This window comes from Cytobacillus spartinae (assembly GCF_042865285.1).
Classification (GTDB): domain Bacteria; phylum Bacillota; class Bacilli; order Bacillales; family Cytobacillaceae; genus Robertmurraya_A; species Robertmurraya_A spartinae.
This window is the reverse complement of sequence record NZ_JBIACK010000002.1, coordinates 16849-42479: the sequence shown is the minus strand read 5'-3', so window position 1 is coordinate 42479 and position 25631 is coordinate 16849. Positions and strand designations below refer to the sequence as shown.

The 25631-nt window shown below is 35.7% G+C and carries 32 protein-coding genes; 6 read left to right on the top strand and 26 right to left on the bottom strand.

What is annotated here, in order from left to right; translation table 11 throughout:
- Positions 1-20 precede the first annotated feature (20 nt).
- From ACFYKX_RS06220 to ACFYKX_RS06170, 11 genes are all read right to left on the bottom strand, one after another.
- On the bottom strand, positions 21-1337 hold the full coding sequence (locus tag ACFYKX_RS06220) for a DUF5667 domain-containing protein (RefSeq protein WP_389359165.1): 1317 nt from the start codon (positions 1335-1337) through the stop codon (positions 21-23).
- Positions 1338-1699: 362 nt separating this feature from the next.
- Positions 1700-2089: a rhodanese-like domain-containing protein gene (locus tag ACFYKX_RS06215; protein WP_389359163.1), complete on the bottom strand. Its 390-nt coding sequence runs from the start codon at positions 2087-2089 to the stop codon at positions 1700-1702.
- A 51-nt stretch (positions 2090-2140) separates the two neighbouring features.
- Positions 2141-2917, bottom strand: coding sequence for a sulfite exporter TauE/SafE family protein (locus tag ACFYKX_RS06210; RefSeq protein WP_389359161.1), 777 nt, complete (start codon positions 2915-2917; stop codon positions 2141-2143).
- A 65-nt stretch (positions 2918-2982) separates the two neighbouring features.
- The gene (locus tag ACFYKX_RS06205) at positions 2983-4110 is read right to left on the bottom strand and encodes an MBL fold metallo-hydrolase (protein WP_389359159.1); all 1128 of its coding nucleotides are present in this window, start codon (positions 4108-4110) and stop codon (positions 2983-2985) included.
- A gap of 88 nt (positions 4111-4198) precedes the next feature.
- Positions 4199-4774 carry a sulfurtransferase TusA family protein gene (locus ACFYKX_RS06200; protein WP_389359157.1) on the bottom strand — a complete coding sequence of 192 codons (576 nt, stop codon included), beginning with the start codon at positions 4772-4774 and terminating at the stop codon, positions 4199-4201.
- A gap of 50 nt (positions 4775-4824) precedes the next feature.
- The gene (locus ACFYKX_RS06195) at positions 4825-5121 is read right to left on the bottom strand and encodes a rhodanese-like domain-containing protein (protein ID WP_389359155.1); all 297 of its coding nucleotides are present in this window, start codon (positions 5119-5121) and stop codon (positions 4825-4827) included.
- A gap of 29 nt (positions 5122-5150) precedes the next feature.
- A complete protein-coding gene (locus ACFYKX_RS06190; protein ID WP_389359153.1) occupies positions 5151-5507 on the bottom strand; it encodes a rhodanese-like domain-containing protein in 357 nt (118 codons plus the stop codon).
- Positions 5508-5523: 16 nt separating this feature from the next.
- Positions 5524-6000: a DsrE/DsrF/DrsH-like family protein gene (locus ACFYKX_RS06185; RefSeq protein ID WP_389359151.1), complete on the bottom strand. Its 477-nt coding sequence runs from the start codon at positions 5998-6000 to the stop codon at positions 5524-5526.
- A 54-nt stretch (positions 6001-6054) separates the two neighbouring features.
- Entirely contained in the window at positions 6055-6282 is a 228-nt protein-coding gene (locus tag ACFYKX_RS06180) for a sulfurtransferase TusA family protein (RefSeq protein WP_389359149.1), read from the bottom strand.
- A 103-nt stretch (positions 6283-6385) separates the two neighbouring features.
- Complete coding sequence (locus ACFYKX_RS06175; protein WP_389359147.1) at positions 6386-6646, bottom strand: metal-sensitive transcriptional regulator; 261 nt, start codon at positions 6644-6646, stop codon at positions 6386-6388.
- Positions 6647-6950: 304 nt separating this feature from the next.
- On the bottom strand, positions 6951-7337 hold the full coding sequence (locus tag ACFYKX_RS06170; protein ID WP_389359145.1) for a DUF302 domain-containing protein: 387 nt from the start codon (positions 7335-7337) through the stop codon (positions 6951-6953).
- Between the two features lie 187 nt (positions 7338-7524).
- Between ACFYKX_RS06170 and ACFYKX_RS06165 the strand changes: the two genes are divergently transcribed.
- The 3 genes from ACFYKX_RS06165 (at position 7525) to ACFYKX_RS06155 (ending at position 9850) form a co-directional block, all read left to right on the top strand.
- Entirely contained in the window at positions 7525-9192 is a 1668-nt protein-coding gene (locus tag ACFYKX_RS06165; RefSeq protein WP_389359143.1) for a CoA-disulfide reductase, read from the top strand.
- Positions 9193-9389: 197 nt separating this feature from the next.
- Entirely contained in the window at positions 9390-9602 is a 213-nt protein-coding gene (locus tag ACFYKX_RS06160) for a YheE family protein (protein ID WP_389359141.1), read from the top strand.
- 77 nt (positions 9603-9679) lie between these two features.
- Positions 9680-9850 (top strand): hypothetical protein, encoded by a 171-nt coding sequence (locus tag ACFYKX_RS06155; protein ID WP_389359139.1) that lies wholly within the window; start codon positions 9680-9682, stop codon positions 9848-9850.
- A gap of 43 nt (positions 9851-9893) precedes the next feature.
- Here ACFYKX_RS06155 and ACFYKX_RS06150 read toward each other — a convergent pair whose 3' ends face one another.
- The gene (locus ACFYKX_RS06150) at positions 9894-10154 is read right to left on the bottom strand and encodes a metal-sensitive transcriptional regulator (RefSeq protein ID WP_389359137.1); all 261 of its coding nucleotides are present in this window, start codon (positions 10152-10154) and stop codon (positions 9894-9896) included.
- A 139-nt stretch (positions 10155-10293) separates the two neighbouring features.
- Positions 10294-10536 carry a hypothetical protein gene (locus tag ACFYKX_RS06145; RefSeq protein ID WP_389359135.1) on the bottom strand — a complete coding sequence of 81 codons (243 nt, stop codon included), beginning with the start codon at positions 10534-10536 and terminating at the stop codon, positions 10294-10296.
- Between the two features lie 306 nt (positions 10537-10842).
- On the opposite strand from ACFYKX_RS06145, the gene ACFYKX_RS06140 reads away from it, so the two are divergent.
- Entirely contained in the window at positions 10843-11049 is a 207-nt protein-coding gene (locus ACFYKX_RS06140) for a small, acid-soluble spore protein, alpha/beta type (RefSeq protein ID WP_389359134.1), read from the top strand.
- A 76-nt stretch (positions 11050-11125) separates the two neighbouring features.
- On the opposite strand, the gene fumC is transcribed toward ACFYKX_RS06140, so the two are convergent.
- The 11 genes from fumC to iadA form a co-directional block, all read right to left on the bottom strand.
- Positions 11126-12505 carry a class II fumarate hydratase gene (fumC, locus tag ACFYKX_RS06135; protein WP_389359132.1) on the bottom strand — a complete coding sequence of 460 codons (1380 nt, stop codon included), beginning with the start codon at positions 12503-12505 and terminating at the stop codon, positions 11126-11128.
- Positions 12506-13276: 771 nt separating this feature from the next.
- Complete coding sequence (locus tag ACFYKX_RS06130; RefSeq protein ID WP_389359130.1) at positions 13277-15292, bottom strand: ABC transporter ATP-binding protein; 2016 nt, start codon at positions 15290-15292, stop codon at positions 13277-13279.
- A complete protein-coding gene (locus tag ACFYKX_RS06125; protein ID WP_389359128.1) occupies positions 15289-17046 on the bottom strand; it encodes an ABC transporter ATP-binding protein in 1758 nt (585 codons plus the stop codon). The genes ACFYKX_RS06130 and ACFYKX_RS06125 overlap by 4 nt, the downstream gene beginning before the upstream one ends.
- 497 nt (positions 17047-17543) lie before the next feature.
- Entirely contained in the window at positions 17544-17858 is a 315-nt protein-coding gene (locus tag ACFYKX_RS06120; RefSeq protein ID WP_389359126.1) for a YbjQ family protein, read from the bottom strand.
- Entirely contained in the window at positions 17839-18042 is a 204-nt protein-coding gene (locus ACFYKX_RS06115; RefSeq protein WP_389359124.1) for a hypothetical protein, read from the bottom strand. The genes ACFYKX_RS06120 and ACFYKX_RS06115 overlap by 20 nt, the downstream gene beginning before the upstream one ends.
- 31 nt (positions 18043-18073) lie before the next feature.
- Complete coding sequence (locus tag ACFYKX_RS06110) at positions 18074-18283, bottom strand: sigma-Y antisigma factor component (protein ID WP_389359122.1); 210 nt, start codon at positions 18281-18283, stop codon at positions 18074-18076.
- Positions 18280-18627: a YxlC family protein gene (locus tag ACFYKX_RS06105; RefSeq protein WP_389359120.1), complete on the bottom strand. Its 348-nt coding sequence runs from the start codon at positions 18625-18627 to the stop codon at positions 18280-18282. The genes ACFYKX_RS06110 and ACFYKX_RS06105 overlap by 4 nt, the downstream gene beginning before the upstream one ends.
- Complete coding sequence (gene sigY / locus ACFYKX_RS06100) at positions 18593-19144, bottom strand: RNA polymerase sigma factor SigY (protein WP_389359808.1); 552 nt, start codon at positions 19142-19144, stop codon at positions 18593-18595. Before sigY ends, ACFYKX_RS06105 begins: the two co-directional genes overlap by 35 nt.
- Positions 19145-19328: 184 nt before the next feature.
- On the bottom strand, positions 19329-20615 hold the full coding sequence (locus ACFYKX_RS06095) for an MFS transporter (RefSeq protein WP_389359118.1): 1287 nt from the start codon (positions 20613-20615) through the stop codon (positions 19329-19331).
- A 379-nt stretch (positions 20616-20994) separates the two neighbouring features.
- Positions 20995-21135: a hypothetical protein gene (locus tag ACFYKX_RS06090; RefSeq protein WP_389359116.1), complete on the bottom strand. Its 141-nt coding sequence runs from the start codon at positions 21133-21135 to the stop codon at positions 20995-20997.
- A gap of 169 nt (positions 21136-21304) precedes the next feature.
- Positions 21305-22480, bottom strand: a complete 1176-nt coding sequence (iadA, locus tag ACFYKX_RS06085; protein WP_389359806.1) for a beta-aspartyl-peptidase — start codon at positions 22478-22480, stop codon at positions 21305-21307.
- Between the two features lie 150 nt (positions 22481-22630).
- Between iadA and ACFYKX_RS06080 the strand changes: the two genes are divergently transcribed.
- Positions 22631-23146, top strand: a complete 516-nt coding sequence (locus ACFYKX_RS06080) for a universal stress protein (protein ID WP_389359115.1) — start codon at positions 22631-22633, stop codon at positions 23144-23146.
- A gap of 53 nt (positions 23147-23199) precedes the next feature.
- Here ACFYKX_RS06080 and ACFYKX_RS06075 read toward each other — a convergent pair whose 3' ends face one another.
- Positions 23200-23592 carry a hypothetical protein gene (locus ACFYKX_RS06075; RefSeq protein WP_389359113.1) on the bottom strand — a complete coding sequence of 131 codons (393 nt, stop codon included), beginning with the start codon at positions 23590-23592 and terminating at the stop codon, positions 23200-23202.
- Positions 23593-23638: 46 nt separating this feature from the next.
- On the bottom strand, positions 23639-24094 hold the full coding sequence (locus tag ACFYKX_RS06070; RefSeq protein WP_389359111.1) for a helix-turn-helix transcriptional regulator: 456 nt from the start codon (positions 24092-24094) through the stop codon (positions 23639-23641).
- A 230-nt stretch (positions 24095-24324) separates the two neighbouring features.
- Here ACFYKX_RS06070 and ACFYKX_RS06065 point away from each other — a divergent pair, with 230 nt between their 5' ends.
- Positions 24325-25449: a histidine kinase N-terminal domain-containing protein gene (locus tag ACFYKX_RS06065; RefSeq protein WP_389359109.1), complete on the top strand. Its 1125-nt coding sequence runs from the start codon at positions 24325-24327 to the stop codon at positions 25447-25449.
- Positions 25450-25631: the final 182 nt, after the last annotated feature.

Genomic DNA, 25631 nt, shown 5'->3' with positions numbered 1-25631 from the left:
TACACCTCTTGTTTGTGTATTTAATCGTTGTCTTTGTCGTCGTCTTCTTTAACTTTCTTACCTTTTTTTGCTTCTTCTCGTTGCTTTTCTTCTGCCTTTTTAGCTGCTTCATGTTGCTTTTCTTCTGCTTTTTTATCTGCTTCACGCTGTTTCTCTTCAGCTTTTTTTGCTGCTTCACGTTGCTTTTCTTCTGCTTTCTTAGCTGCTTCACGCTGTTTTTCTTCAGCTTTCTTAGCTGCTCCACGTTGTTTTTCTTCAGCTTTCTTAGCTGCTTCACGTTGTTTTTCTTCTGCCTTTTTCACTGCCTCTTGCTCTTTTTGCTGTTCTTTTCTTTCAGCCTTTTGAACTTCTTTTTCTACTTTATGATTAATTTTTTCAACGTCTCTTTCTTCCTCTTCCTCTACCTTCTGCTTTTTATTACTTAATTCCTCTTCTAACTTAGCCTTTTTGTGATTAGCTTCAGCTTCTGAAATTTGACCAGTTGCTAATTTTTCTTCAATTTCAGCCATTTTTTCTGCGAATTTAGCATCCATTTCTTGTAGCTTTTCAAATTTCTTCTCTAACTTTTCAAAAGACTTTTGAACATTTTTCATAATAGCCTCTTGAGCTTTAGGGTTATCAATCTTTTGTAAAACTAACATTAAGGAATCAATGTTGTTCGCTAATTTACTTTCCACTTCAGTTACTTCAGTTACTTCAGTTACTTCTGTTTCTTCTGTTTCAGTAGATTCAGTTTCCACTTCTGTCCCCTCAGTCGTTTCATCTGTTACTTCTTCTGTTATTTCAGTACTGTCTAATTTATCTCCAGCAAGATTTTGCAAATCAATCGCTTCTTTTAGTAGATCCTCAGCTTCGTCTACTTTGCCTTCTTTAAGCAATTTATTTGCTTCAGCAATTCTTTCAGCAGCAAAATCCGCTAAAAGTTGAGCTTCTTTATAATCATCAAGAGTTACTGCAAGGCGGATTTTCTCTGTAATCGTCTTAACAAAATAGAAGAAGTTCCCTGGGATTAAAGTGGGTTCATTAACTTCAACATCTGTTTCATCTTCAACTGCTTCTTCATCTGATTCTTCATCTGATTCTTCTGTTGTATCTTCTGTAGTTGTTTCATCTGTAACTGAGTCGCCAGTTGCTTCTGTTGAGTCAGTAACTGCTTCAGTAGTTGTATCTACTTGGCTACCATCGTTTGTTGTTTCTTCTGTGTTCGTTTCATCTACTATCGTTAAACCCGTAGAGTCATCTTGATTAGCAAAAGCTGAACCAATGCCACTTGAGAAAATTAGAGCTGTACTTAATACACTGCTAGTTAATAAATATGTAACTTTTTTGCTTTTCATATCGAAGTCTGTCTCCTTTTTGGTTGTTTTAATAGAGCTTTCGGATTTGACATGGGATATTTGAGGGTCCATGGGGAAAACATTTAAATTAAAGTATATTAATTCCATACAAAAGAAAGTGCTTGAAGAGGTTCTCTTAAAAAAGCCATAAAAAAAGCCGTCCTTCTCTAAAGAAGAACAGCATCATAAAAATATTTTTGAAATCAGTGCAAAGACTCCTACCAGGAGCCAAACCCAAACCCCAGGTCATATGGGTGGTATAAATCTTTTCTTTGGGTTTTCAGTCGGTACACTTCAAGAGCCATTATGAAAATTTTTGATTGGCTTTTCTTCCATACCAATCCCCTTTCTCCTCCAAATCCTTATTTTACAAGTGGACCAGTCCAGGCTTGAATCCCACCCTCAACATTCACAATGTTTTTATACCCCATATCTTGCAGGGCTTGAGCGGCTTGCATGCTTCTATTTCCACTCCTGCAAAATAGGATAACCTCTGAATCCTTTTGAACATACTCTAACGTAGTTTCAATTTTGCTAAGAGGGATATTAATCATTCCCTCAATATGTCCTGCCTCATACTCTTCTATTTCCCTAACATCAACAAACACTTGTTTTTCGGAAGGATTGATCATTTTCTCTTCTAATTGAGAAGTTGTTATTTGCTCTATACCCCTATTATTGATTGAATTATAGCCGATATATATGATAACTAAGATTAAAGGTATGATTAAGAAACCATATTTTTTTAGCATTGAGAGTTCTCCTAGTAAGTAAAATTTTTTAAAACAAATTCGATTTTGGATTTATAAGATATCCATCCAAATCTTAATAGCAGTAGCTAAGATTATAACTGCCAGAATAACTTGAAGAATTTTCGTATTCATTTTCTTTCCTGCGATTGCACCTAAAGGAGACGCAATCAGACTTGCAATTACCATGATCAGAGCAGGAAAATAATCAACCTGTCCTGTAGTGACCTTCCCGACCGTTGCTCCGATAGAAGAAATGAAGGTAATGGCTAATGAAGAAGCGATGGTCATTCTTGTTGGGATTTTCAAGACAACCAACATAATGGGTACTAAAAGAAAAGCACCAGCAGCTCCTACAATCCCAGAACCTACACCTACAATTAATGCTAAAACTGCAGCTAGCCATTTATTGAATGTCACTTGATCAAGTGGAATATCATCTATCCCTTTTTTAGGGATAAACATCATTACAGCAGCGATTAAGGCAAGAACTCCGTATACTAGATTGATTCCATTCTCAGACATAACCCTAGAGCCATAACCACCAATGAAGCTTCCAATCAAGATGCTAGCACCCATATAAATAATCAACGTTTTATTTAAGTAGCCACCTTTTCGATATGCCCATACTCCCCCAATTGTAGCGAAGAACACTTGCACCGCTGAAATACCGGATACTTCATGCGCTGTAAATGCAGCCATACCTAGTAAAGGTGGAATATATAATAGCATCGGATATTTTATGATGGAGCCACCAATTCCTAGCATACCAGAGATATATGATCCGATAAATCCAATTAAGAAAATTGTCACAATAAATGCAAAATCCATATTTATCCCCCCTCCTAAAAAAAGGGAACCTGATATGGCTCCCTATTTACTACTCCAGATGAAAGTTAACGTACTGCACAACGGTTTGGTCCGATTTCCATTTCACGTTGCTTATCATCATCAGGTGTGATTTTCCCCATATTTGTTTCACGAATTTCTTGGTATGCATTTGGTTGTGGAGGAAGATTCTCAGTAACTAACTTTCTAAATTCGTCTTCGTCTTCAATATTTAAACCATGATTCTCCGCAAACAATGTACCAAGCTTCTTCGCAACACTTCCATCTTCGTTTAACTCATCAATAATCATAAAGTGAGCAGGTAATACCATTAAATCATTTGAAAGCTCTTTATATCGCTTGTAAAGTGATTCTCTTAAGTCGCCTACCCAATCTTCTGCTTTTCCAGCTAGGTCGGGTCTTCCAATTGAATCAATGAACAGGATATCTCCTGAAAGAAGGAACTTTTCATCTACAATAAATGATGTAGATCCGATTGTATGTCCTGGAGAATAAAGAGCATGAATATTAATCGTTGTATGCCCAATCTTTACTTCGTTTCCATCTTCCAAAGCACTATACTCAAAAGTCACTTCTTCCGCATCTTTAGGTGGTAACCAGTATGCAGCACCTGTTGCTTCAGCAATCTTTCTTCCTCCTGAAATGTGGTCTGCATGAAGATGTGTATCAAACACGTGTGTTATTTTAGCTCCGATTTCTTTAGCAAAGTTTAAGTAAACATCTGTCATTCTTGTTGAATCAATAATAGCTGCCTCTCCTTCTGAAACAACCATGTAAGATAGACACCCTTTACCAATACGAACGAATTGATATAGTTCTCCACCACCTGTTAATTCACCTACTTTAATAGGCTCTAGGTACTCACTCCATGTTTTCATACCGCCTTCAAGGTAGGAAACAGTTCTTCCTACTTCAGAAAGCATATCAGCAATCATGATAGAAGACCCTTCTTTAGCACACACCACTAATACTTCCTTGTCTGTTGGAATACGATCTAGAATTTCCTCGACACCATCCAAAAGGTCAAAGTATGGGATGTTAAGATAGTCAAAGTTTTCCCCTTCAATTTTCCAATCTTTAAAATCTGCTTCATTTCGAACGTCTAGAATGAATAATGATTCCTTATTGATTACTTTTTTTGTTACATCTTTTGCCGTCATAGCATGAACCGTCATCTTTATATACCCCCTATAGTATATTAGCGCTTAAAAATTTTTTGTTTATAATTTTATTAAGGCTGTTTTTTTAACAGCCTATTAATGGTTACGAGTTTAAACTTACAGTTGGTCCGTTCCACTGAGTCATTCCAGGTACAACATTAAATACATTCTTAAAGCCTTTTTCTGTTAAGATTTGTGCAGCAAAGTCACTTCTGCTACCAGTGCGGCATACGACAAAGATTTGATCTTCTTGGTTGAGCTTATTCAAGTTGTTTTCCAAGTCTCCAAGAGGGATCGATATAGCATTTGGAATATGATTAAATGCAAACTCCGCTTCCTCCCTAACGTCAAGGACAACAATTTTCTCATTAGATTCTAATTTGCTTACTAATTCTTGGTTTTCAGTAACATTTGGATGTTTTCTTTCGATTTGTTCTTCACCCGAAGATTTACGAAGGAAATGCTTAAGTACATCACCTTCTTCAATTGTGCCTAAATACTGGTGACCAGTGCTCTCAGCCCAAGCTTTTAAGTCAGCTCTTGAGCCTTTATCTGTTGCTAAAACTTCTAACACCTGACCTGCTTCAAGAGAAGTCATAGCCTTTTTTGTTTTTACGATAGGCATTGGACATGCTAACCCTTTAGCATCCAATTGAACATTTGCTTTGATTGTTTCCATAGAAAAGCCTCCTTATTATACATGGTAGGGTATAGTATTTTTCAAAAAAATTACTCCTGCTTGCCCTCCCAAGCTAACATTCCACCAGTCATATTCGTTACATTAAAACCATAGCTATCTAGGAATTGTGAAGCACGACCACTACGTGCACCTGAACGACATACCATAATATATTCTTTAGATTTATCCAATTCATTCATACGAAATTCAATCAAACCAAGTGGGATATTTACAGCACCAGGTATCTTTCCATTTGCCACTTCATCTGTTTCACGGACATCAATAATATTCAAAGTTTTACCTTCATTTAAAAGTGACTCTAGCTCTTTTGCTGTAATTGTTTTCATTTCATATACCTCCTCAATTTAGAAATAGCCTACCATGCGCTCATACCGCCTTTTACATTCGTAATACTCTTAAAGCCGAGCTTCTTCAGAATCTTTGTAGCTTTATTACTTCTCATTCCACTTTGACAAATTACTATTGTTTCTTTTTCTTTCGATAGCGCATTAGCTTTTTGAGCTAGCTGGTGTAATGGAATGTTTTGAAACTGATTAATTTTTCGTTGGTTAAACTCTCCTGGAGTCCTAACGTCAACAAATTGGATATTTTTATTTTTGATCAATTTTTTTAACTCATCCGTTGTGATATGACGTACTCCTTTAGTTGGAATAAAACGTTGAGCCAAAAATAGAATTAAAATTCCCATTAGAACTAGGTTTACATATTCCATTTAGAAGCCTCCTAATTTAGATAAATAAGTTTACGTTTCCGTCTTCTGCATCTGCTAAATAAGCAGCTACACCTGCATACTCAATATTATCTAAAAGTTCCACTTCTTTAAGTCCTAGTAAATCCATTGTCATTGTACATGCTACAAGTTTGATATCTTGTTCTTGTGCCATTTCAATTAGTTGTGGCAGTGGCACCGCATTGTGCTTTTTCATGACATCCTTGATCATTTTAGGCCCCATTCCAGCGAAGTGCATTTTTGAAAGACCCATTTTATCTGCGCCTCTTGGCATCATTTTTGCAAACATCTTTTCCATAAAGCCTTTTTTAACTTCAATGTTTTCATCCTTACGTAGTGCATTTAATCCCCAAAAAGTGTGGAAAATTGTTACTTCATGATCATACGCTGCTGCTCCATTTGCAATGATATACGCTGCCATTGCTTTATCGTAATCTCCACTAAATAGGATGATTGTCGTTTTTTTCTTTTCCATTTTAATATTCCCCCTTATTATCTTTTACCCACCAGGGTATATTTTTATCTATAATTAACCCTTTTTGATCCAGAACTTTAGTACTCCGTTTTCTTCATCTTGTTTTACTAGTTCATGTCCAGTTGACGCTGACCAAGCTGCAAGATCTGCTTTTGCTCCCTTATCAGTCGCATGTACTTCTAGAATTTGACCAGACTCCAACTCATTTATTGCCTTTCTAGTTCTAACAATTGGCATTGGACATGCTAACCCTTTTGCATCTAATAATTTATTTGAATTCATTATGTTTTCCTCCCTCAATTGTTTGTATTAGTTTTCGTCATTACCTTTACCCCTATGGGTATAATGTTAACTGAAAAAAAATTAGGTGTCAACCCTTTTATGTTTATCTACTTTTGACAAGTAAATTAACTGCCTCTTTAATTGTTTCATCTGTTTTCTCGCCATTTTTATCTGCTTCAAGTACACATTCTATCAGGTTTGAGCTTACGATCACCCCGACAGTTCGATCAACGGCAGAACGGACAGCAGATAGCTGAGTAATCACTTCTTTACAATCCTTACCTTCTTCCATCATTCTCAGAATACCCCTTAGCTGGCCTTCAATCCGTTTCACACGATTCTTCATTTGAGTATCGTAGTTCATCTTATTCCCTCCTTAATAAGAAAATTTATATAATATATGAGAAATCGTTAGTATTTTGAGTGAAATTTGCTGTAACAAATACTATAATATACCCATGTGGGTATAATGTCAATACTTTTAAATATTATTACCTACTCCTATGCAACAGGACAAATCTTATTAGTTACACATTTTATTTAATTTCTCCTTATTTATGTACTAATATAGGTTTCTAGTGTCCACTTTTCACTTTTTCCTCTAATTTAGGGCATTAACATCATTTAGAAAAAAAAAAGCAAACTTATTCGTTTGCTCGTTCACCTCATTAAATACTCTTCTCTATACATGCAATCAATCGCTTTTCTATATCAGCTGCCATTTCTCTAAGTTCTACATTGTCAATCATGCTCATTAGCGAAGTAGGTTTAGGCATACCAATTTTTGTCGTTCCCATTTCCTGATAAACCACCATCTTACAAGGTAAAAAATAGCCAACTAGCTTATTTTCTTTAATTACACGCTCTGCTTCTTTAGGGTTACACACTTCGAGAACATAAAACTCTTCGTCTAGACTGAACCCTTTTTCCTCAAGCTTATCCTTTATATTAAATGTCCAGAGAACACCAAATGCTTCTTCTTTTAAATGCCCTTCTAATGAATGAATAGCGTCGTTTACGGATTTATCTGTCTCAACCGTGTAGTGAAATTCCATCTTAATCATCCTTTCTTTAAAACCTTATAGGGTATGTGATCCACTATTTTATTCCTTATTAAAGTTCCCCATAGCTCAAAAATGATAACCAATCATATTGTTACGAAATTTTTCACATTTATTCGATTTAACAACTCAAAGGGTGTGTTAATATACCCTTATAGGTATAAAAAAGGAGGCTATTTAAATGTCCAAAAAGATCGTAATAGTAGGTGGAGTTGCAGGTGGTGCTTCTGCGGCAGCAAGATTGAGAAGACTTGATGAAACGTCAACGATTGTTTTAATAGAACGAGGAGAACATATTTCTTTCGCAAACTGCGGTCTTCCTTATTATATTGGTGAAACCATTAAAGAACGTAATAAGCTTCTTGTACAGACTGCAGAAGGAATGAAGAAGAAATTTAATCTAGATGTGCGTCCGCTTAATGAGGTTATTAAAATTAACCGAGAAGACAAAAATATTATCGTTCAAAACTTACAAACAAATGAGATGTACGAGGAAAGTTATGATGTTTTAATCTTGTCACCTGGAGCAAAACCAATTGCTCCTAATATTCCTGGTTTACAAGATGCAAACAATGTATTTACGCTACGTAACATTCCTGATACCGATAGAATCAAGGGATTTATTGATGACAAACATCCTGAACAGGCAGTCGTAGTTGGCGGAGGATTTATAGGGATCGAGATGGCAGAGAACTTAGCTGACCGTGGGATAAAAGTAACTCTAGTCGAAGCCTCTAATCAGGTGATGGCTCCATTAGATTTTGAAATGGCATCGATTGTGCATAGTCACTTAAAAGAAAAGGGAATCTCTCTCATTCTGAACGATGGAGTTAAAACGTTTAAAGAAGATGGGAATATTGTCGAACTAACTAGCGGTCAAGAGCTACGAACTGATATGGTTATTTTATCTATCGGAGTAAGAGCCGAAAGCAAACTTGCCGTTGAGGCAGGCTTAGATGTTGGAGAGCGTGGAGGCATAAAAGTAGATTCTACTCTTAGAACTAGTGATGAAAGCATTTATGCAATAGGTGATGCTATAGAGGTTACTGACCTTGTTAACCGACACCCAGCAATGATCCCTCTTGCAGGACCTGCTAACAAACAAGGACGAATTGTAGCAGACATTATATACGGTAAAGAAGTAACTTACAAAGGCACATTAGGCACATCTATTGTAAAAGTATTTGATCTAACGGTTGCTACTACGGGAAATAATGAAAAAAGATTGAAGCAACTTAATATCGATTATCAAGTAGTTCATATTCATCCAAGCTCTCACGCTGGGTATTACCCTGGTGCTTCACCTATCGCTTTAAAATTAATTTTTAATGAAAAGACTGGTGAGATTTACGGTGCTCAAGCTGTAGGTAAAGACGGAGTAGATAAACGTATGGACGTAATTGCAACTGCTATTCAAGGAAACTTGGATGTTTATGATCTAGCTGAACTTGAATTATCCTATGCTCCACCTTTCTCTTCTGCAAAAGATCCTGTAAACATGGCAGGGTATGTAGCATCAAATATTATGGATGGAAAAGTAGAAACCATTCAGTGGAATGAAATTGATGACTTAATCAATGATGGCGCATTATTAATTGATGTTCGAGAGCCACATGAAAGAAAGAATGGGTATATACATGGTTCTATTAATATCCCTTTAGGAGATTTACGAAGTCGTCATCATGAGTTACCGAATGATAAACCCATTTATGTTTCCTGTCAAGTTGGGCTTAGAGGCTACTTAGCAGCTAGGATTTTAAAAGAAAACGGTAAAGAAGTTAAGAATTTAGATGGTGGATGGATTACTTATTCAAATGTATTCAAACAAGAGGATAAGGTTAATTCTTAATAGAAATTAAGTCACCCTTGATTGAGGATGATTTTTTCTATTAATGCTCTTTTCTTAAACATTTAATGGTTTCTGACATGTGTTTTTATGTAGTTCTGTATAATAACGGCAAACAACATTCGATTTGAAAACAAGCTTTCATTCATGTTATAAAATGATTCACCATGTTAAAATATGAGTGAACAGGAGGAAATAACATGTTAACTCACTTTCAATTCAAGCCTTTATTCGAGAACAAGCAGATGCCAGGTTGGAGAATTTCTTTTTATTTTAGAAAACAAAAGTATAACGGGATCTATCATCCAGATGGAAAAATTGAGTGGACTTCCGAGGCTCCTCCCAGTCATGATGTTGAAGCAATTATAGACAATATCCATGCACTGATGAATTTCCATGTGTACGACAAATAAAACGATAGAATCTCTCCTTTTGAATGAGTTTTCTTTTTACATGGAAAAATAAAAGGAAATGAAAGGAGAGGATTTCTATGAAAGAAAAGGATACAAATTATGAAGGAAAAGATAAAGCCTTCGTTGACGTCGACCGTATGATAAATGAAGGACTATCTGGAGGGTCAGTACACAAGCGCGAAGATTTTACGAATATTGAGGAAGCAAGAGTGCTGCCTGATGAAGAACCGCCATATGAGTGTGAATAATCGTTAATTAAAAAAGACACCTCATCCATTTGGATGAAGGTGTCTATCTACTTTTTACAATCATATTAACTGCTTCTTGGATAGCATCTTCAGCCGTTCTACCCTCTTCATTTGCTTCGCGAATACAAGATTCTAAATTCTTCGCAACAATATATCCAATTGCTCGATCGACTGCAGAACGAACGGCAGAAAGTTGAGTAACTACATCCTTACAGTGTTTTTCTTCTTCCATTAAGCGAATTACTCCACGGACTTGTCCTTCAACACGCTTTAAACGATTCTTCATTTCTTGAGTGTATTCCATTGGTTTCACCTCTCTGATTATACATTACCCCCTATTGTATCGAATTACAATTAATTAGAACATGTTTTTCATAAAAGTTCTTTTATAATTTATTTTAGAAGGAAATTGTTCTGTTTTTTAAAAGTAACGAATGGAATGGCTACTCTTGTATAAATTTCACCTCATCATAACCACACTTTGAGCACTTATATAAATGTGGACACTGTCCATCTTCATAGTCAGAAGGGTAACCATCCTCTAATTTCATCTGATCAATTGGCATATATGGGCTGTAATCATCATAATAGTCCATAATTCTACCACTTTCTTCGAGCTCTGACCCACACGAAGGACAATTTGTCTGAACAACCTCAAAGCCATTACATACTGGACATATTCCCATGTTAAAACCTCTACTTTACCTTTTTGCTTAGTTTGTGTTCTTTTGTGTGCTGTATGTAATTTAAAAAGAGGATTCAAAACAGGAAAAAATTGGAGTAGAACTTGTCCGAATAAACAACGAAAATCCCGCCATAATATAGAGTAAACACAGCGAAACACACAGCAACAAGCAATCAAACATCTCGCAAAGAAAGTTTTAAACTAACGATGGGTTAAACCCAGTGGTAAGCAAAAGATTTGCTTGTCGGTGCAACTCCGACTAACCCAACCATTAGATAAAAAAATTTTCGAAGGAGAGTGTACATCAATGGCAAACAACAATTCTTCAAACCAACTTTTAGTACCTGGAGTATCTCAAGCTTTAGATCAAATGAAGTATGAAATCGCTAACGAGTTTGGCGTAAACTTAGGAGCAGACACAACAGCTCGTGCTAACGGTTCTGTAGGTGGAGAAATCACTAAGCGTCTAGTTCAAATGGCTGAACAACAACTTGGTGGCGGGTACCAACAATAATAATTTTCGTTAAGTTCTTTGTAAGAACAACTTAATATTGATATGGCTTAGCCCCCTCTTCTTGAGGGGGCTTTACCTATACCATTTTTTCTGGATTCACCCACTCCTCATATTGTTCATCAGTTAGATATCCTGAACGAATAGCTGATTCTTTTAGGGTAATTCCTTCCTTAAATGCATTCTTAGCGATTTCTGCTGCTTTTTCATAACCAATATAAGGATTTAAAGCCGTAACTAGCATTAATGACCTTTCAACATGTCCTTTAATAATATCTTTATTGGCTTCAAGACCTATTAAACATTTGTCGTTAAATGATATAATTCCGTCAGTTAAAAGCTGGACACTCTGAAGGAAATTATAAATAATAACTGGTTTAAATACGTTTAACTCGAAGTTACCTTGGCTAGCTGCAAACCCAATTGTCGCGTCATTGCCAAACACTTGGCATGATATCATCGTTAACGCTTCGCTCTGTGTAGGATTTACTTTACCAGGCATAATGGAGCTTCCTGGTTCATTCGCAGGAATAGATAATTCCCCGATTCCACTTCTAGGACCACTTGATAGCCATCGTACATCATTGGCTATTTTCATCAAATCTGCTGCCAGTGCCTTTAGTGCACCATGTACAAAAACAAGTTCATCATGACTAGTAAGGGAGTGAAATTTATTTTCAGCTGTTATGAACGGAAGGCCAGTTTGTCTGCTTATCTCCTCAGCTACTTCTTTACCGAAAGTTTCGTGAGCATTAATTCCTGTTCCAACAGCAGTTCCACCTATAGCTAATTCTAATAAGTAATTCATGGACTCCATAATCATCTTTTCATTTTTTTCAATCATCTTTCTCCAGCCACTAATTTCTTGACCAAGAGTTAACGGGGTAGCATCCTGTAAATGAGTTCTTCCTATTTTTACAATATCTTTATATTCAATCTCTTTTTTTTCTAATGTTGTTTTTATAAGACTCAATGCTGGTAATAACTGTTCTTTAAGCTTTTTGTACGCAGCTACGTGCATAGCTGTCGGAAAAGTGTCATTAGAGCTTTGCGACATATTTACATCATCATTAGGATGAACACTTTCTGCGCTTCCATCCTTTTTTAGTTGTTCATTTGCACGATTAGCAATTACTTCATTTACATTCATGTTTGACTGTGTTCCACTTCCAGTTTGCCAAACAACAAGAGGAAATTGCTCATCGTATTCTCCATTTAGAATTTGATCAGAAACAGCACTAATAGCGTTCATCTTGGACTTAGACAAATTTCCAAGCTTGTTATTAACTATGGCCGCAGATTTTTTTACATAGGCAAAAGCATAAATTAATTCTAACGGCATTCTTTCTGATCCAATTTTAAAATTCTCTCTACTTCGTTGTGTCTGAGCACCCCAAAACTTGTCTGCTGGAACTTTTATTTCACCTAGTGTATCCTTCTCTATACGGAAATCACTCATCAAATACCTCCTTTTTTGATCCTTTTTCAAAAAGCAAAAAGAAATCTCTACCCTTAAACATATATATTCTTTTCATGTCAGATAGAATTAATAAGTGGTACCTAATAAGTTATTCCCAAATTTGCGCATAAAAAAACTGCTTTGCACATGTGCAAGGCAGTTATGATTTAGCGATTGAAACTCCAATATAATAAACAAGGACCATGACACTAGCAATACTTAAAGTAATTCCGAATTCCTCCATCACTATATCCTCCTTTAGGTGTATGTATAAGTTGATATTATTAGGTTATCACATAGTGGGGGAACATCTTTTGAAGAGTTGGTAATATTCTGTGTCAAGGTAGTGACAGTTTTATGAACGTCATTTTATTTAGTAAAAATAGAGGCTGGGACATAAGTATTTCAAGCAATGATAAACCCGAACTATTAGGTAATATTTTAATGAATATTTCACCTTATAGTTCGGGTATTTATTTGTTTTTAATATTTCTGTTGTTTCTGCACACCATTATTAATAACCAGTGGAATGGAGCGGAAGCCACTCGACTCCTGCGGGAAGTAGAGGAAAGGCTGAGACCGCACAGGCGTAGCCGAGGAGGCTCAGCTTCCTCCCCGCGGAAAGCGAGTGGCTGCAGCGCAATGGAACCGAACTTGTTCTTCCAACTTAACTCATTGATAATTAACAAAGAGAATTAAGATTAATTTTATATATTGTTCGTCTTCCGTATCGTTTATTAAGTTATGTCTCAGCCTCACCTTTATCTATCTTTACCCAGCTAATGAAGAACTTCCAAGCTGAAGTTTGTACAGTTGATAATACTTGCCCTTTTGCTCCATTAAGTCATCATGTGTTCCATGCTCAACAATTGTCCCTTTATCTAAAACTAGGATTTGGTCGGCATTTCTAATGGTTGAAAGACGATGTGCAATAATGAATGTTGTTCTACCTTTCTTTAATACATCCATCGCTTCTTGAATGACCATTTCAGTTTCAGTATCAATACTTGAAGTCGCCTCATCTAGGATTAGAATGGCTGGATCAAATGCTAAAGCACGTGCAAATGATATCAGTTGTCTTTGCCCACTAGATAAGGTACTTCCTTTCTCGATAACAGGTTCGTCATACCCATGCTCAAGGTTCTTGAACACTTTATCTGCTCCTACATCATTTAACGCTTTCTCCACTACTTCCCTTGAAATAGAAGGATCATCTAAGCTAACATTTGAAGCTATAGTTCCTGTGAACAAAAACGGATCCTGTAAGACGATTCCCATATGTTTTCTGAGCGTTTGATGGGGAATATCTTTAATATCAATGCCATCAATTGTAATGGATCCCTTTTGACAATCATAAAAACGGAATAGGAGGTTAATGATAGAACTTTTTCCTGAGCCCGTATGACCAACAAGTGCAATCGTCTCTCCATGCTTCGCCTTAAAGTCGATATCCTTTAATACATACTCATCTGGTTTATATCCAAAGTGTACATGGTTAAAAGAAACATTTCCTTTATAGCGAGGAATGGCCTTGTCACTAACTTCAATTCCCTCTTCATTAAGCAGTTTAAATACTCTTTCACCAGCGACTAATGCTTGCTCTAGGTTTGCTAATTGGTTCACAATTCCCTGAACTGGCTGGAATAGGCGGTTAATATAATCAACAAACGCATAAAGAACACCTAGTGATATAACGGACGATGGCTGTAGAGCTTCCCCTCCGAAATACCAAATAAATGCTACAAATATAATATTTCTTAATACATTCACCAGGTTGTGAGACGTTAAAGAATTTAAGTTGAGAAGTTTATTTTGATAGGTGAAATGCTCGTGATTCAGTTTCTCAAACTCTGCTTGTGTTTCTTTTTCACGATTAAATGCCTGGATAATGTTCATCCCGCTAATTGATTCATTGATCATCCCGTTAATATCACTAACGCGTGAACGGATCACATGATTATATTTAGAAGCATATTTTCTGTAAAAAATCATCCAAATATAAAGGATTGGAAGTAAAATCAAGCAAATTGCTGCTAGCTTTACATTCAAAATAAATAACGCAATATAGATACCTGTAATATAGATAATACTCGTGAAAAATGTGGACAATACGGTTACATACAATTCACGAATAGCCTCTGTATCATTTGTGATTCGCGCAACTACCTTCCCTGCAGGCAAGTTATCAAAGTATTGGACCGGCAGTTTTTGTATTTGCCCAAAAACATCCTCACGCATTTTTTGAATAATTCTATTTGCTGCTTTTTGTAAGTAGAAGCGCTGCCCATACTGAAAAATGGACGCAATGACCAATAAGCCAAAATAAAATGCTAATAAAGAAATAATCTTTGGAACCTCCGGCTTGTAAAAAGCAAGCAGTTGGTCGCCTTTTAGCTCAGTGGCAGAATACGATTCTTTTTGTTCACCTTTTTCAATGGTTAATACACCATCCTGATAGGTACGTTCCCCATCAAATGCTATTGCCCCTGATATGAAGACGTAGTTGCGATTAACCTGGAGGATTCTAGCTTCACTTAACTTTTTATCTTCAGGAGCAAGGTATGCTTCTCTTTTGTAAAAATTCCCTTTGTAAGCTACAGCGTTTGAACTACTTTCAGTTTGAATCCATGTTGACTCGATTCCGAGTATATGTTGATCTATGAGTCTTTTAGCGATGAAAGGTCCTGCTAAATCTGCAGAAACAGCTACTGTTAACATAGCCAACGCTAAAATAATCGTAGTCTTAAATTTTATCGCGTATTGCCATAACCGTTTTCCCGTTTTCATGCAAGCACCTCCTCTTCCGATGCCGATTGTACCTGCTGTCTTTCAAATTGTTCTTTATACCAACCATTTAACTCCATCAACTGCTCGTGAGTGCCTTGCTCAATCATTTTCCCATCATCTAGTACGATAATTTGGTTCGCATGTTGAACAGCTGACATCCGATGCGTTGTGATAATAGTGGTTTTCCCCACTCGTTCCTGTCTAATATTTTCAATAATTTTCTTTTCTGTCTTTGCATCAACTGCCGATAATGAGTCATCGAGAATAAGAATTTCTGGATTTTTAATTAAAGCTCTTGCAATGGAAATCCTTTGTTTTTGTCCACCTGAAAGGGACACACCCTTCTCTCCAACTAGCGTATCCAGTCCTTCTGGTAACATATCTAAATCCTTTTTCAAGTCTGCCAAAACAATTGCCTTATCTAACTCTTCGTTACCGGCTTCTACTTTACCAAATAAGATGTTTTCCCTGACTGTCTTAGAAAAAAGCACATGATCTTGAGGTACATATCCGATCCAATCTCTTACTTGAGTAAGTCCTTGCTTGTCAATAGGTACTTCTGAAATGGACAACATTCCATCTCCCACTGGATACTCTCTTAAAAGCTGCTTAATAAAAGTCGTTTTCCCGCTTCCTGTTTTCCCGACAATTCCAAGTGTATCTCCTTTTTGCAAGCTGATATCAATACCTTGTAAGTTATCAACCTTAGAACTCGGATATTTAAATGTGATACGGTTATACGAAATTTCATTTGGCGTATCAACCTTAATAGGTTGTTCAGGATCATAAACATCCTCCTTATAGGACAGAGTTTCTTGTACTCGATCTAAGGAAGCATTTCCCCTTTGCATAACATTAATGAGCTCACCGATTGCAAACATCGGCCAAATTAACATCCCTAAATAAACGTTAAAAGAAACCAGTTGACCAAGAGTTAAGGATTGGTGAAAAACTAAATAAGCCCCGTACCCTAAACCAATTAAATAACTCAGTCCAACAAGGATTTTAATGGTGGGTTCAAACAACGAATCAATCTTTGCTACCCCAATGTTCTTTTTAAAAACATCCTCTGTTAGCTCATGAAACTTTTGCTGATCTGCTTTCTCTTGAACATAAGCTCTTATAACCCTTACACCAGAAACGGACTCTAACACTCTGTCATTTAGTTCCCCAAATGCATCTTGAGCTTCCATAAAGCGCTTATGAATTCTTTTGCCATATATATTCATTAATAATGCCATGATTGGTAAGGGTAAAATTGCAGCAAGAGTTAGTTTCCAGCTGATAAGAAATCCCATCACAAAAAGGATTGTAAGCATAAAGATGGTTGAATCAATTAAGGTCAGAACCCCAAACCCTGCTGTTATCGAAATGGCTTTTAAATCATTCGTTGCCCTTGCCATTAAATCGCCAGTTCGATTCTTTTCAAAAAAGGTTGGGGTCATTCTTAACATATGTCCCATAAAATTAGTACGTAGTTTTCGCTCAACTAAGAAAGCTCCACCAAAAAGTTGATACATCCATACATACGTAATTCCATATGAAACAATGGTGATTCCTACTAGTAACCCTAAATACTCTAATATTTTCTCGGTATTCATGGTCCCGATGTGAATATCGTCAATTGCCATCCCTACAAGCTTTGGTGGAATTACATCTAAAATTCCTACCACAATAAGCAACACAATGGCAACGGTATATCTCTTCCAATTCTCTTTAAAAAACCAACTTAATTTCTTGAATATCGAAAACACTGATGTCCACTCCTTTCTTATGAAAAACGAATCCTAACTAGCCACCTTCTAGCTCCGCTATAACAATTCCTAGACTACCAACTTGAATGAGTAACATAATCCTTCCTCCTTTTTTAATTTACGGCTTTGTTCGCTTATAGCAATGTACTTAACAAAGCCAAGATGATATATAGAAAACGGGGGTATCCCGATTTTCAAAAAGTTAGCTATAAAAAGACAAAAAGACATACCGCTCCATGCGATATGCCTAAAAAATAGACAAAAAAGCACAAGCTACATACGTAACCTGCGCCTTTGTATACATTCAAAATAAAGCATAAATAAAAGTTTAAAAGCGAGTAGGCAAGGTTACGTTAATCAAATATTTAGTTTGATTCATGTTTTTGTGTGCGACAATCATGTTTGTAACCTCCTATCCTTTTCATATTATTTCCATCGTTGTAAGATTATCATGGAAATAATTGAAAGTCAATTTGTATTTTTACTATTTTCTGAATTTAGTCAACGTATACAGCTGTTCCATAAGCGATAATTTCTGACGCATTCTGCATAACAGCTGATGTTTCAAGTCTCATCGCTATAACTGCATTAGCTCCTTTAGACTTTGCGTCTTCAACCATTCTACCAATAGCCTTTTGTCTCGCTTCATCCATCATCTCTGAGTACTCATTAATTTCTCCACCAACAATGGTCTTTAGACCTGCCATAATGTCTTTTCCAATATGTTTCGACTGAACCGTGCTTCCCCTTACAAACCCTTTTAATTCTTTTACTTCTTTCCCTGGTACAAAATCAGTAGTTACGATAATCATTTCGATCGTCCTCCTCTTTCTCCTTTTTACGTTCATAGACTAATAAAACGAAAATAATAATGAGCACTAATACATAGGTGATATAAAAAATAATAGCTAGCTTTATATTTACAAATAAAAGGCCTATTCCAAGGAATTGTCCAAGAATTGCTATTATTAACAGTATTTGTTTCAATTTATCCATTGTCTAACATCCTTTAATAGACGGATTTTCACTACCTATCTTTTTTCCATATTTTTCGAACAAAAGCCAAGTAAAATATGGTGGGCATCGGAGCCTGAATTAACCCAATAATTCCCCAAAGCCAGTAATTGTGGCCATTTCTCCTAGCATCTGTAAATAAGAATATGCTTTGAGTCAAAAGAATAATCCCAACTAAGATTAGTAAGGGCATAGAAATTTCTTCGTTCACATTCATTTTCATGTTTCGTTCACCTGCTTTTTAAATCGAAGAGCACTATAGGTGATAACAAAAATGGATGCAAAAACTTGTAGAATCAAGAATACAACTGGAAGTTGTTGTAGTGTAAATAAAACTGTACTTACAATAATTAAGGCTACAATGACAAAAATCGTTACATCTCTAATTAACTTCTTTCGCAACTCACTCTTTTGCTGAACGACCATTTGCTCAAACCACTCTATATTAGGAGTCTCTATGTGAAAGCTACTATCAAGCTTTTCTAGCCCAATTTCAATTTCTTCTATGGATTTTAATATCGCTTCATCCTGGTCATGATCCAATTGACCGTTTTTTCGCTCCTTCATCAATTTTCAACTCCTTCCTTACCTCCTGTAAGCCATTATGAATCCTTGACTTAATGGTACCTGGAGAAACTTTCATCATTTGCCCAATTTCATCGTAAGAGTATCCATAATAATGTTTTAGTATAATAGGAATTCTACTATCATCCTTTAATCTCCCTAAAGCCGCTAATACATCGTTCCACTCTTCATTATTACTTTCCATATGCCACTTTGTTTTTCGAATAGATTGCTCCTGTAATTCCCAATCCTTCTGACGCTTATTTCTTCTACGTTGATCAATAAAAAGGTTCGTAGCAATCGAGATTAACCAAGATGAAAATTTGGCCTTCCCATTGTATAAATGGATTTTCTCTATACATTTGGCCATAGTTTCTTGAGCAATGTCCTGAGCTGTTTCCTTGTCCATTGTAACTTTTATTAGGTATTTAACTAAAAAAGAGTAGTTTTCCTGAAACAGTTTGGCAAAAGCTAGCTGGTCACCGCGTTTAGCAGCTACAATAAGTTCCTTCTCCTCTATCAATATAGGACACCACTTTCCCCACCAATCCGCTTTCAACTACTGTTCTGACTATATGACGGCCGACAGGTGTAATTTGTTCATATTTTTTTATGTTTTTTTAAATTTTTTTAATCGTAGTCTTATCCACAGAAAAATCCCCTAAAATTTTTAGGGGACTTAATAAATGCTCCATCTTTTACCATTATAATACACTAGCACTTTCCACGGTAGTAGTTTCTGTCGTATTTTGTAAGTTTTTCGTAAATTTTGGTAATGTAATCATATAGAATACTCCTACTAACGCTAGGCATCCGCCGACCATCCAGTAAAGCATCTCTACTGTTAATATGGAAGGGAAACTTACCGCTATAAACCCAAGAGTCAATGATTGAGATAGCATCATTAATGGACTAATCCATCCTTGTACTCGCCCCATCATCTTAGGGTCGACAATACTTGGCATCCAGCCGCCAATCCCAATGTTGACTAGTGGTAAGCCAAAGGATGCAATAAATAATAAGCCTAAGAAAATATAGGTATTAGTAGCAAAGGATGATAAAATGACAAATCCTCCAGTTAAAATAAGGCCAGAAATAATAAGCTGATGTAGTTTAAGTTTTTGGCTTAATAGTGATGCCACAAAACTTCCTAAGAGCACACCTACTCCAAAAATAATCCCAACGATAATGGACAATTCTTCATACGTATTCGGAGCTAATTTATACTTTAAAATAAAGACAGGCATGACGGAAAAACCACCATTAACAATTCCAAACACAAAGAATCCAACTAATAACGTACGAAGCAGCTTATGCTGAAGAATATAGACCATCCCTACCTTAAAGTCACTAAATACAACTGCTATCTTTAAATCCTTTATACGATGTTTCCCATTTGGCATTCTTACTTCTTCTTTAATGTGACAAGATCTAATCAAGAACGCACTTATGATAAAGGTGACTGTGTCAACCATAATGGCTCCGTATACACCTACAGTCCAATAAGCAGCAATTCCAAGTCCATTACCAAAAAGCATAAATAAGCTCATAACCATTTGGTTTAAACCTGATGCTGTAGTATAATCCTCTTTCTTTAGAATTCCTTGAACCATTGAGTGTTCGGCTGGGAAGAAAAATTTTTGCACAGCACTTCTTAAAAATAATACAGCAAATATAAGAGGCATCCATTCAGTTAAAATTGCACCAATTAACAATATAGATAACAACGCACTAATCCAGTCACAATAGTAAGCTATTTTCTGTCTGTCCATTCGATCTGCAAATACTCCAACTAAAAAGAATACTGCTAGCGTTGGCAGAGAAAACATTAGCTCTGTTATCGTTGCATAAACAGGCTGGTCAGAAAATCGATCTAACAGGTAAAACATAAACGCCGTAAGTCCAATGGTACTCCCCATCTGTGATGTGAAGTTTGCAAAGAACAGGTTCCTATAATTACGATTTTGAAATACTTCCTTAAATTTGTTCATCTTTTTACCCCTATCCGATTTGTTAACCTAAGTATATTGCAAATTTAAGAGTCCCATAATAGTCTTCTGGTTGGTTTTATCTCCGGCTAGAGGCTGATTAAATGGTGAATTTAGGGGAACTGGAAGAGCCAAGGTCAGATTAACCCGTAAAATTCTATTGAACTATTTTAAAACTTTAAAATTATGGCTAGACTGTAATTGGGTCATTCTTATTCCTCTTTTCATTGTTTATCGTCGCTGAAAACATTGTAACTAGAGTGAATATAATGAACCCTTTTTCTTGCAAAGTGATCATTCCATATCTCAGATAAGTGATACATTTAGAAGTGTTGCTAACTAGGATACTATTTTTTACATTTATTCTGTATAGCAAACCAAGTCATTTTCCAATATTATTGCTTATTTTTTGCGTATATCTTTTGGTTATTTTCGTGTACTCTTTTTCATCGATGATTCCCATCGCTTTAAACAAATATGAGTAAGAAATAATCTTCTTTTGAATACGAACAGTTTGTCGCATAATCGTTCACTCCTTTATCTTATCTATATTCCTCATCTCCGCAAAAGTTTCCTTAGTGCAAAATAATTCGTTTAACGAAAATAACTTTAACTGCACCAAACCGGATTTAGATGTTTTTACAATTATTCAAATAAATAGAGACCTAGCCATAAACTAGATCTCCTTTAAATTAGTCTTCAAATGTTCCTTTAACAATCGCAACCCCGTTCTCAACCATCAATTGACCTAAAGCAATAACGTGTTCCACAGTTAAGCTATCCTTTTCCAGAATCACAATGTCAGCATCTTTGCCTTCAACTATCTGTCCTTTATTGTTTAACTTTAGAATTTTTGCAGGATTTTCCGTAATCACTTTAATCGCTGTTTCAACTTCTATTCCTTCATCTAAAATAGCGTCGCGGACCTCTTTAAAAAGGGTAGCAACTTTCCCAACCTGCAGCCCTCTGAATTCACCGTTCTCATCGAAATCAGGTAGACTCGCTTGACCGTCAGAAGTAAATGTTATTTGACTAATGTTTACTCCAGCTTCAAGCATTCTCTTTAATCCTCTACTACATTTCACCTCACCATTATCAATAAATTTAGGTATTGTACTAGTAGTAAAGTCAACAAACCCACCTTTTTTCGCAAAACGGATTCCCTCTTCAAAAAGATGGCCATTTCTATTGATATGTGTAGGGTAGAATTGTTTTATTGGAATATCTGTAGTTTCAACCACATCTTCTATAAGTTTTAGATGGTCATAACTGTCTCCGACATGGACATTCACAATACCTGATTTCCCAGATAGAATCCCCCCTACTCTTGCTGCTGAAGCAATCTTAGCCATTTCTTCAACTGTTGGTTGAGATGAACGATGATCAGCAATGGCTATTTCACCAACTCCAATAATTTTATCTATAAGAATAATGTCATCTTCAATTCTATCGGTTAAGGTTTTAACTGGTACTTGGTAGGACCCTGTCTGAACAAAGCAAGTAATCCCTTCTTCTTCAAGACCTCTTGCTTTTGCTATTAAGTTTGACATGGTCCTAGTCGTTCCATCAGTACCGAGAACTCCAATTAAAGTCGTAATTCCTGATAAAGTAGCATCTGTCAATTGTATTTCTGGAGTTCGAGTCTTAAAGCTTCCTTCTCCCCCACCACCAATAAGATGCACATGTGAATCAATAAATCCTGGAAAAATAAGCTTATCTTTCGCATCAATGACTTTAATCTCTACAAAACTTTCGGGCAAATCAATCTTATCCTTTATAAAACCAATCTTGTTATGTACGAGTAATATATCTTTCTTCCCAAGGTATTCAGGAGCATAAACTTCTCCATTTTGAATTAATGTTAACAACATCATCCCCCCATTTCACTACAACCTATTTAATCATACATAAACTACCTTTCTAGTTGCAAACGCTATGTATGAAATGGGAACTTATATGATTAATTGCTTTTAAGAAGGGTATATGAATAATAAACCTTCTTGAAAGGATGAACGTTAATGGATACAAATTTTAAAAGAATATTAGTTGCTTACGAAGATACCCTTGGTGGAAATAAAGCTCTAGATTTAGGAATTGCGCTTAATAAGATCAATAAAGAATCCACATTAATTGTTGCCCATGTATTTCAAGAACAAGTAAAGAATGTGCCTACTCCTGAAGCTGAAAAGGTAATTGATACAGTGAGGACCAACGGCTATCTTTTAGAAGGAATACAGGTTCCTCCGCTGTCGGTTGAGAACACTGAACATTCAAACCATGTAAAAGTAGAAAATAGCTTAGATGAGGTGCTTTTTAAACTGAAGGAAACGTTGAAAGCTGAAAATGTTCAGGCCTTATACAATACATTAGAGGGGAACCCTGCTGAAAGTCTATGTGACTTTGCAGCTGCTCAAGATGCAGATATCCTCATTGTTGGAAAATCCAATAAAAGCGGAATAAAGGAAATGTTTTTAGGTTCCATAAGTGAAAAAATCGCTAACGAAGCTCCTTGTCATGTATTAATTGCTAAATAATCGAAATACATTTTTTGAAGCATCTCTTTAGAAGGCTAAAAAGGAAGCAAGGTTCACCCTGCTTCCTTTTTAATATTTTTATTAACAAAAAGCTTCTTTACATGTATGGACGACATTTTCTCAATAATCACTTTATCAATTACCCAGATTAGAAAAAAGCTGATGGCTATGTACATAAATGTAAATGTGTTAGGAACTAGTAATATATCAATCCACTGTCTGAAATATAGATCAGTGAATATTTCTATTATTCTCCTAAAATTAAATGTAGTAGAAGTAAACACGCCTTCCACTAACATATATAAGCTTATATTAGATAAGATGTACATTTTAAAAAGGATAAAACAGTTTGTAGCTTTTCCCGATTTAAATAGGGTTTTAAGTAGAATGGTCAGGACAATAACAGCTATCGGAAATATAATAAAAATCACTCTGTATGGAGCCACTTTTTTTCCTCCCATACATTATAGATATAATAAAACAACCTATTTTTTAAAGTTCTCGCGTTAATTCTTCAAAGCGCTCCAATGATGCTGATTCCTCTATGCTGCTAAAAATTCGGAAATATTCATCATCTAATATACGATAATGCTGACTAAGGATATTTTGCTGAAGAATATATCCATCTTTTCTTTTGACCTCACGCCACCAAATTTTTCCTCCAAGGGTCTTTTCTTTCCGATAATCAATTCCATCTCGTGCAACAGTCTCTAATACCTCTAGAGGTTCATTACCAAAAAGAAATTGTACCGTTTCAGTTTCTCTAAAAAGTGCGCAAATGGTTACGACCGTCGGCCAGTTTGCATACATTCTCCCTTTTTCAATTTGAACAAGAGTTTTCTTGGAAACACCGATTATCTCTGCCATTTTATCTTGTGTATAGCCTGCTTCTGTTCGAATAAGTCGAAGCTTCTCGGAAACCTTTAATATAATTTCATCACGGGTCAAGGATCTTCATTCCTTTTTTATCTATTAGTGTAATTTTACACCATATATTTCATTATATAAGAAAGCACTTATGCTTTTCAAGTAAGAGATGATTTATGCTTGTATGAGAACTATTTTTCCTAGCATTACAGGTGACAAAGTTTTTTTTCTTAAAGGAAATTTCCCCTTCATAGCGAATACTTCTTACAATACTAACTTATAGAGAGAAAGAGTGAATTTTGGAGGTTAAGATGTTACCAGCATCGTATGCGAATGTAATTGACTTACTTGAAGAATATAAAGAAGAATTGTTACAGGAATGGGGTAAGGTTATTCTAACTTCTCCTGAAGATCCTTACCGTGAAAAAATTAAAGAGAATGGTGCTGCTATGTTTCAGTTAGTCCTCCTGAGTTTAACTGAAACGACAGAAAAGATAGAAGAGCTCATCAAGAATATAGCCACTAATGTAGCTAAGGAAAGAGTAAAGGCCAATATTAATATCGGTGACTTCGTATACAATGTAAATATCGGCCGATCCATCGTTAATAAGTATCTCTTAAAAGCTAACTTAACAAATGAGGAAATTCAGTACTACTTGAATAAAATTGACTTTTGCTTTAATAAATTTTTATATTATGCAGTTTCTCATTATACCGAAGCAAAGAATAAAATCATCGAAGAAAAAACTCAATTCATTGATTCTACACATAAAGACCGTTTAACACTGCTGGGCCAAATGACTTCAAGTTTTATCCATGAATTTCGTAATCCTTTAACAGCAGTTCAAGGTTTTATTCAACTATTAAAATCAGAAGATGCATCAATAAAATACCTGGATATTATTTCAAATGAACTGGAACAGCTTAATTTCCGCATTTCTCAATTTCTCCTGTTATCTAAAAAAGAGCTCATTGGCAAAGAAAAATCCCTCTTTTTACTTGATGAGCTTATCGATGAAGTTCTCATTTTCCTGTATCCAAGTATTTTGGATTGCAAGGTTAAAGTTGTAAAAGATATCCCTGCACCTATCGAAATTTTTGGTTATTCTGACGAGATTCGTCAAGTTTTCATTAATATTATTTTTAATGCTATTGATGTCTTAAGTCAGTATAGAGAAGATCCTATTATTGAAATTATCGCTAAAAGAAGTGAAGACTCTTATATAGTTCTTGATATTTCAAATAATGGTCCTATGATCCCTGATTCACTTTTATCCTCAATTTTTGAACCGTTTGTGACTACAAAAAAATTGGGGACAGGTTTAGGCTTATTTGTATGTAGAGAAATCATTGAAAAACATAAAGGTTCATTAACATGTAAATCAAATGATTCAAAAACCATTTTCAGTATTAAGCTTCCGGTATTAGAAAGATAATTGCACAAAGCTATTTAGGCTGTAAGAAACACAACGTAATTGTGTTTTTTACAGCCTTTTATAATTGGAGACTTACTCATGCCAGATTTTCAGTCTCCTGGTAGGAATGCTTTTTCAATGTAGCATTCACTTTAAAGGGAATAATTTTCCTCTTTTCCTCATCGAATGAAGATATACAAATC

Coding starts and splice junctions, on each gene's coding strand:
- ACFYKX_RS06160 (WP_389359141.1), top strand. CDS start 9,390: ATGTTAACTCACTTTCAATTCAAGCCTTTATTCGAGAACAAGCAGATG.
- ACFYKX_RS06210 (WP_389359161.1), bottom strand. CDS start 2,917: ATGGATTTTGCATTTATTGTGACAATTTTCTTAATTGGATTTATCGGA.
- ACFYKX_RS06080 (WP_389359115.1), top strand. CDS start 22,631: ATGGATACAAATTTTAAAAGAATATTAGTTGCTTACGAAGATACCCTT.
- ACFYKX_RS06115 (WP_389359124.1), bottom strand. CDS start 18,042: ATGGATAAATTGAAACAAATACTGTTAATAATAGCAATTCTTGGACAA.
- ACFYKX_RS06095 (WP_389359118.1), bottom strand. CDS start 20,615: ATGAACAAATTTAAGGAAGTATTTCAAAATCGTAATTATAGGAACCTG.
- ACFYKX_RS06180 (WP_389359149.1), bottom strand. CDS start 6,282: ATGAATTCAAATAAATTATTAGATGCAAAAGGGTTAGCATGTCCAATG.
- ACFYKX_RS06165 (WP_389359143.1), top strand. CDS start 7,525: ATGTCCAAAAAGATCGTAATAGTAGGTGGAGTTGCAGGTGGTGCTTCT.
- ACFYKX_RS06205 (WP_389359159.1), bottom strand. CDS start 4,110: ATGACGGTTCATGCTATGACGGCAAAAGATGTAACAAAAAAAGTAATC.
- ACFYKX_RS06220 (WP_389359165.1), bottom strand. CDS start 1,337: ATGAAAAGCAAAAAAGTTACATATTTATTAACTAGCAGTGTATTAAGT.
- fumC (WP_389359132.1), bottom strand. CDS start 12,505: ATGAGTGATTTCCGTATAGAGAAGGATACACTAGGTGAAATAAAAGTT.
- ACFYKX_RS06170 (WP_389359145.1), bottom strand. CDS start 7,337: ATGGAATTTCACTACACGGTTGAGACAGATAAATCCGTAAACGACGCT.
- ACFYKX_RS06110 (WP_389359122.1), bottom strand. CDS start 18,283: ATGAAAATGAATGTGAACGAAGAAATTTCTATGCCCTTACTAATCTTA.
- ACFYKX_RS06130 (WP_389359130.1), bottom strand. CDS start 15,292: ATGAAAACGGGAAAACGGTTATGGCAATACGCGATAAAATTTAAGACT.
- ACFYKX_RS06185 (WP_389359151.1), bottom strand. CDS start 6,000: ATGGAAAAGAAAAAAACGACAATCATCCTATTTAGTGGAGATTACGAT.
- ACFYKX_RS06195 (WP_389359155.1), bottom strand. CDS start 5,121: ATGAAAACAATTACAGCAAAAGAGCTAGAGTCACTTTTAAATGAAGGT.
- ACFYKX_RS06200 (WP_389359157.1), bottom strand. CDS start 4,774: ATGGAAACAATCAAAGCAAATGTTCAATTGGATGCTAAAGGGTTAGCA.
- ACFYKX_RS06155 (WP_389359139.1), top strand. CDS start 9,680: ATGAAAGAAAAGGATACAAATTATGAAGGAAAAGATAAAGCCTTCGTT.
- ACFYKX_RS06150 (WP_389359137.1), bottom strand. CDS start 10,154: ATGGAATACACTCAAGAAATGAAGAATCGTTTAAAGCGTGTTGAAGGA.
- ACFYKX_RS06140 (WP_389359134.1), top strand. CDS start 10,843: ATGGCAAACAACAATTCTTCAAACCAACTTTTAGTACCTGGAGTATCT.
- ACFYKX_RS06175 (WP_389359147.1), bottom strand. CDS start 6,646: ATGAACTACGATACTCAAATGAAGAATCGTGTGAAACGGATTGAAGGC.
- ACFYKX_RS06190 (WP_389359153.1), bottom strand. CDS start 5,507: ATGGAATATGTAAACCTAGTTCTAATGGGAATTTTAATTCTATTTTTG.
- ACFYKX_RS06065 (WP_389359109.1), top strand. CDS start 24,325: ATGTTACCAGCATCGTATGCGAATGTAATTGACTTACTTGAAGAATAT.
- ACFYKX_RS06105 (WP_389359120.1), bottom strand. CDS start 18,627: ATGAAGGAGCGAAAAAACGGTCAATTGGATCATGACCAGGATGAAGCG.
- ACFYKX_RS06145 (WP_389359135.1), bottom strand. CDS start 10,536: ATGGGAATATGTCCAGTATGTAATGGCTTTGAGGTTGTTCAGACAAAT.
- ACFYKX_RS06215 (WP_389359163.1), bottom strand. CDS start 2,089: ATGCTAAAAAAATATGGTTTCTTAATCATACCTTTAATCTTAGTTATC.
- ACFYKX_RS06120 (WP_389359126.1), bottom strand. CDS start 17,858: ATGATTATCGTAACTACTGATTTTGTACCAGGGAAAGAAGTAAAAGAA.
- ACFYKX_RS06090 (WP_389359116.1), bottom strand. CDS start 21,135: ATGCGACAAACTGTTCGTATTCAAAAGAAGATTATTTCTTACTCATAT.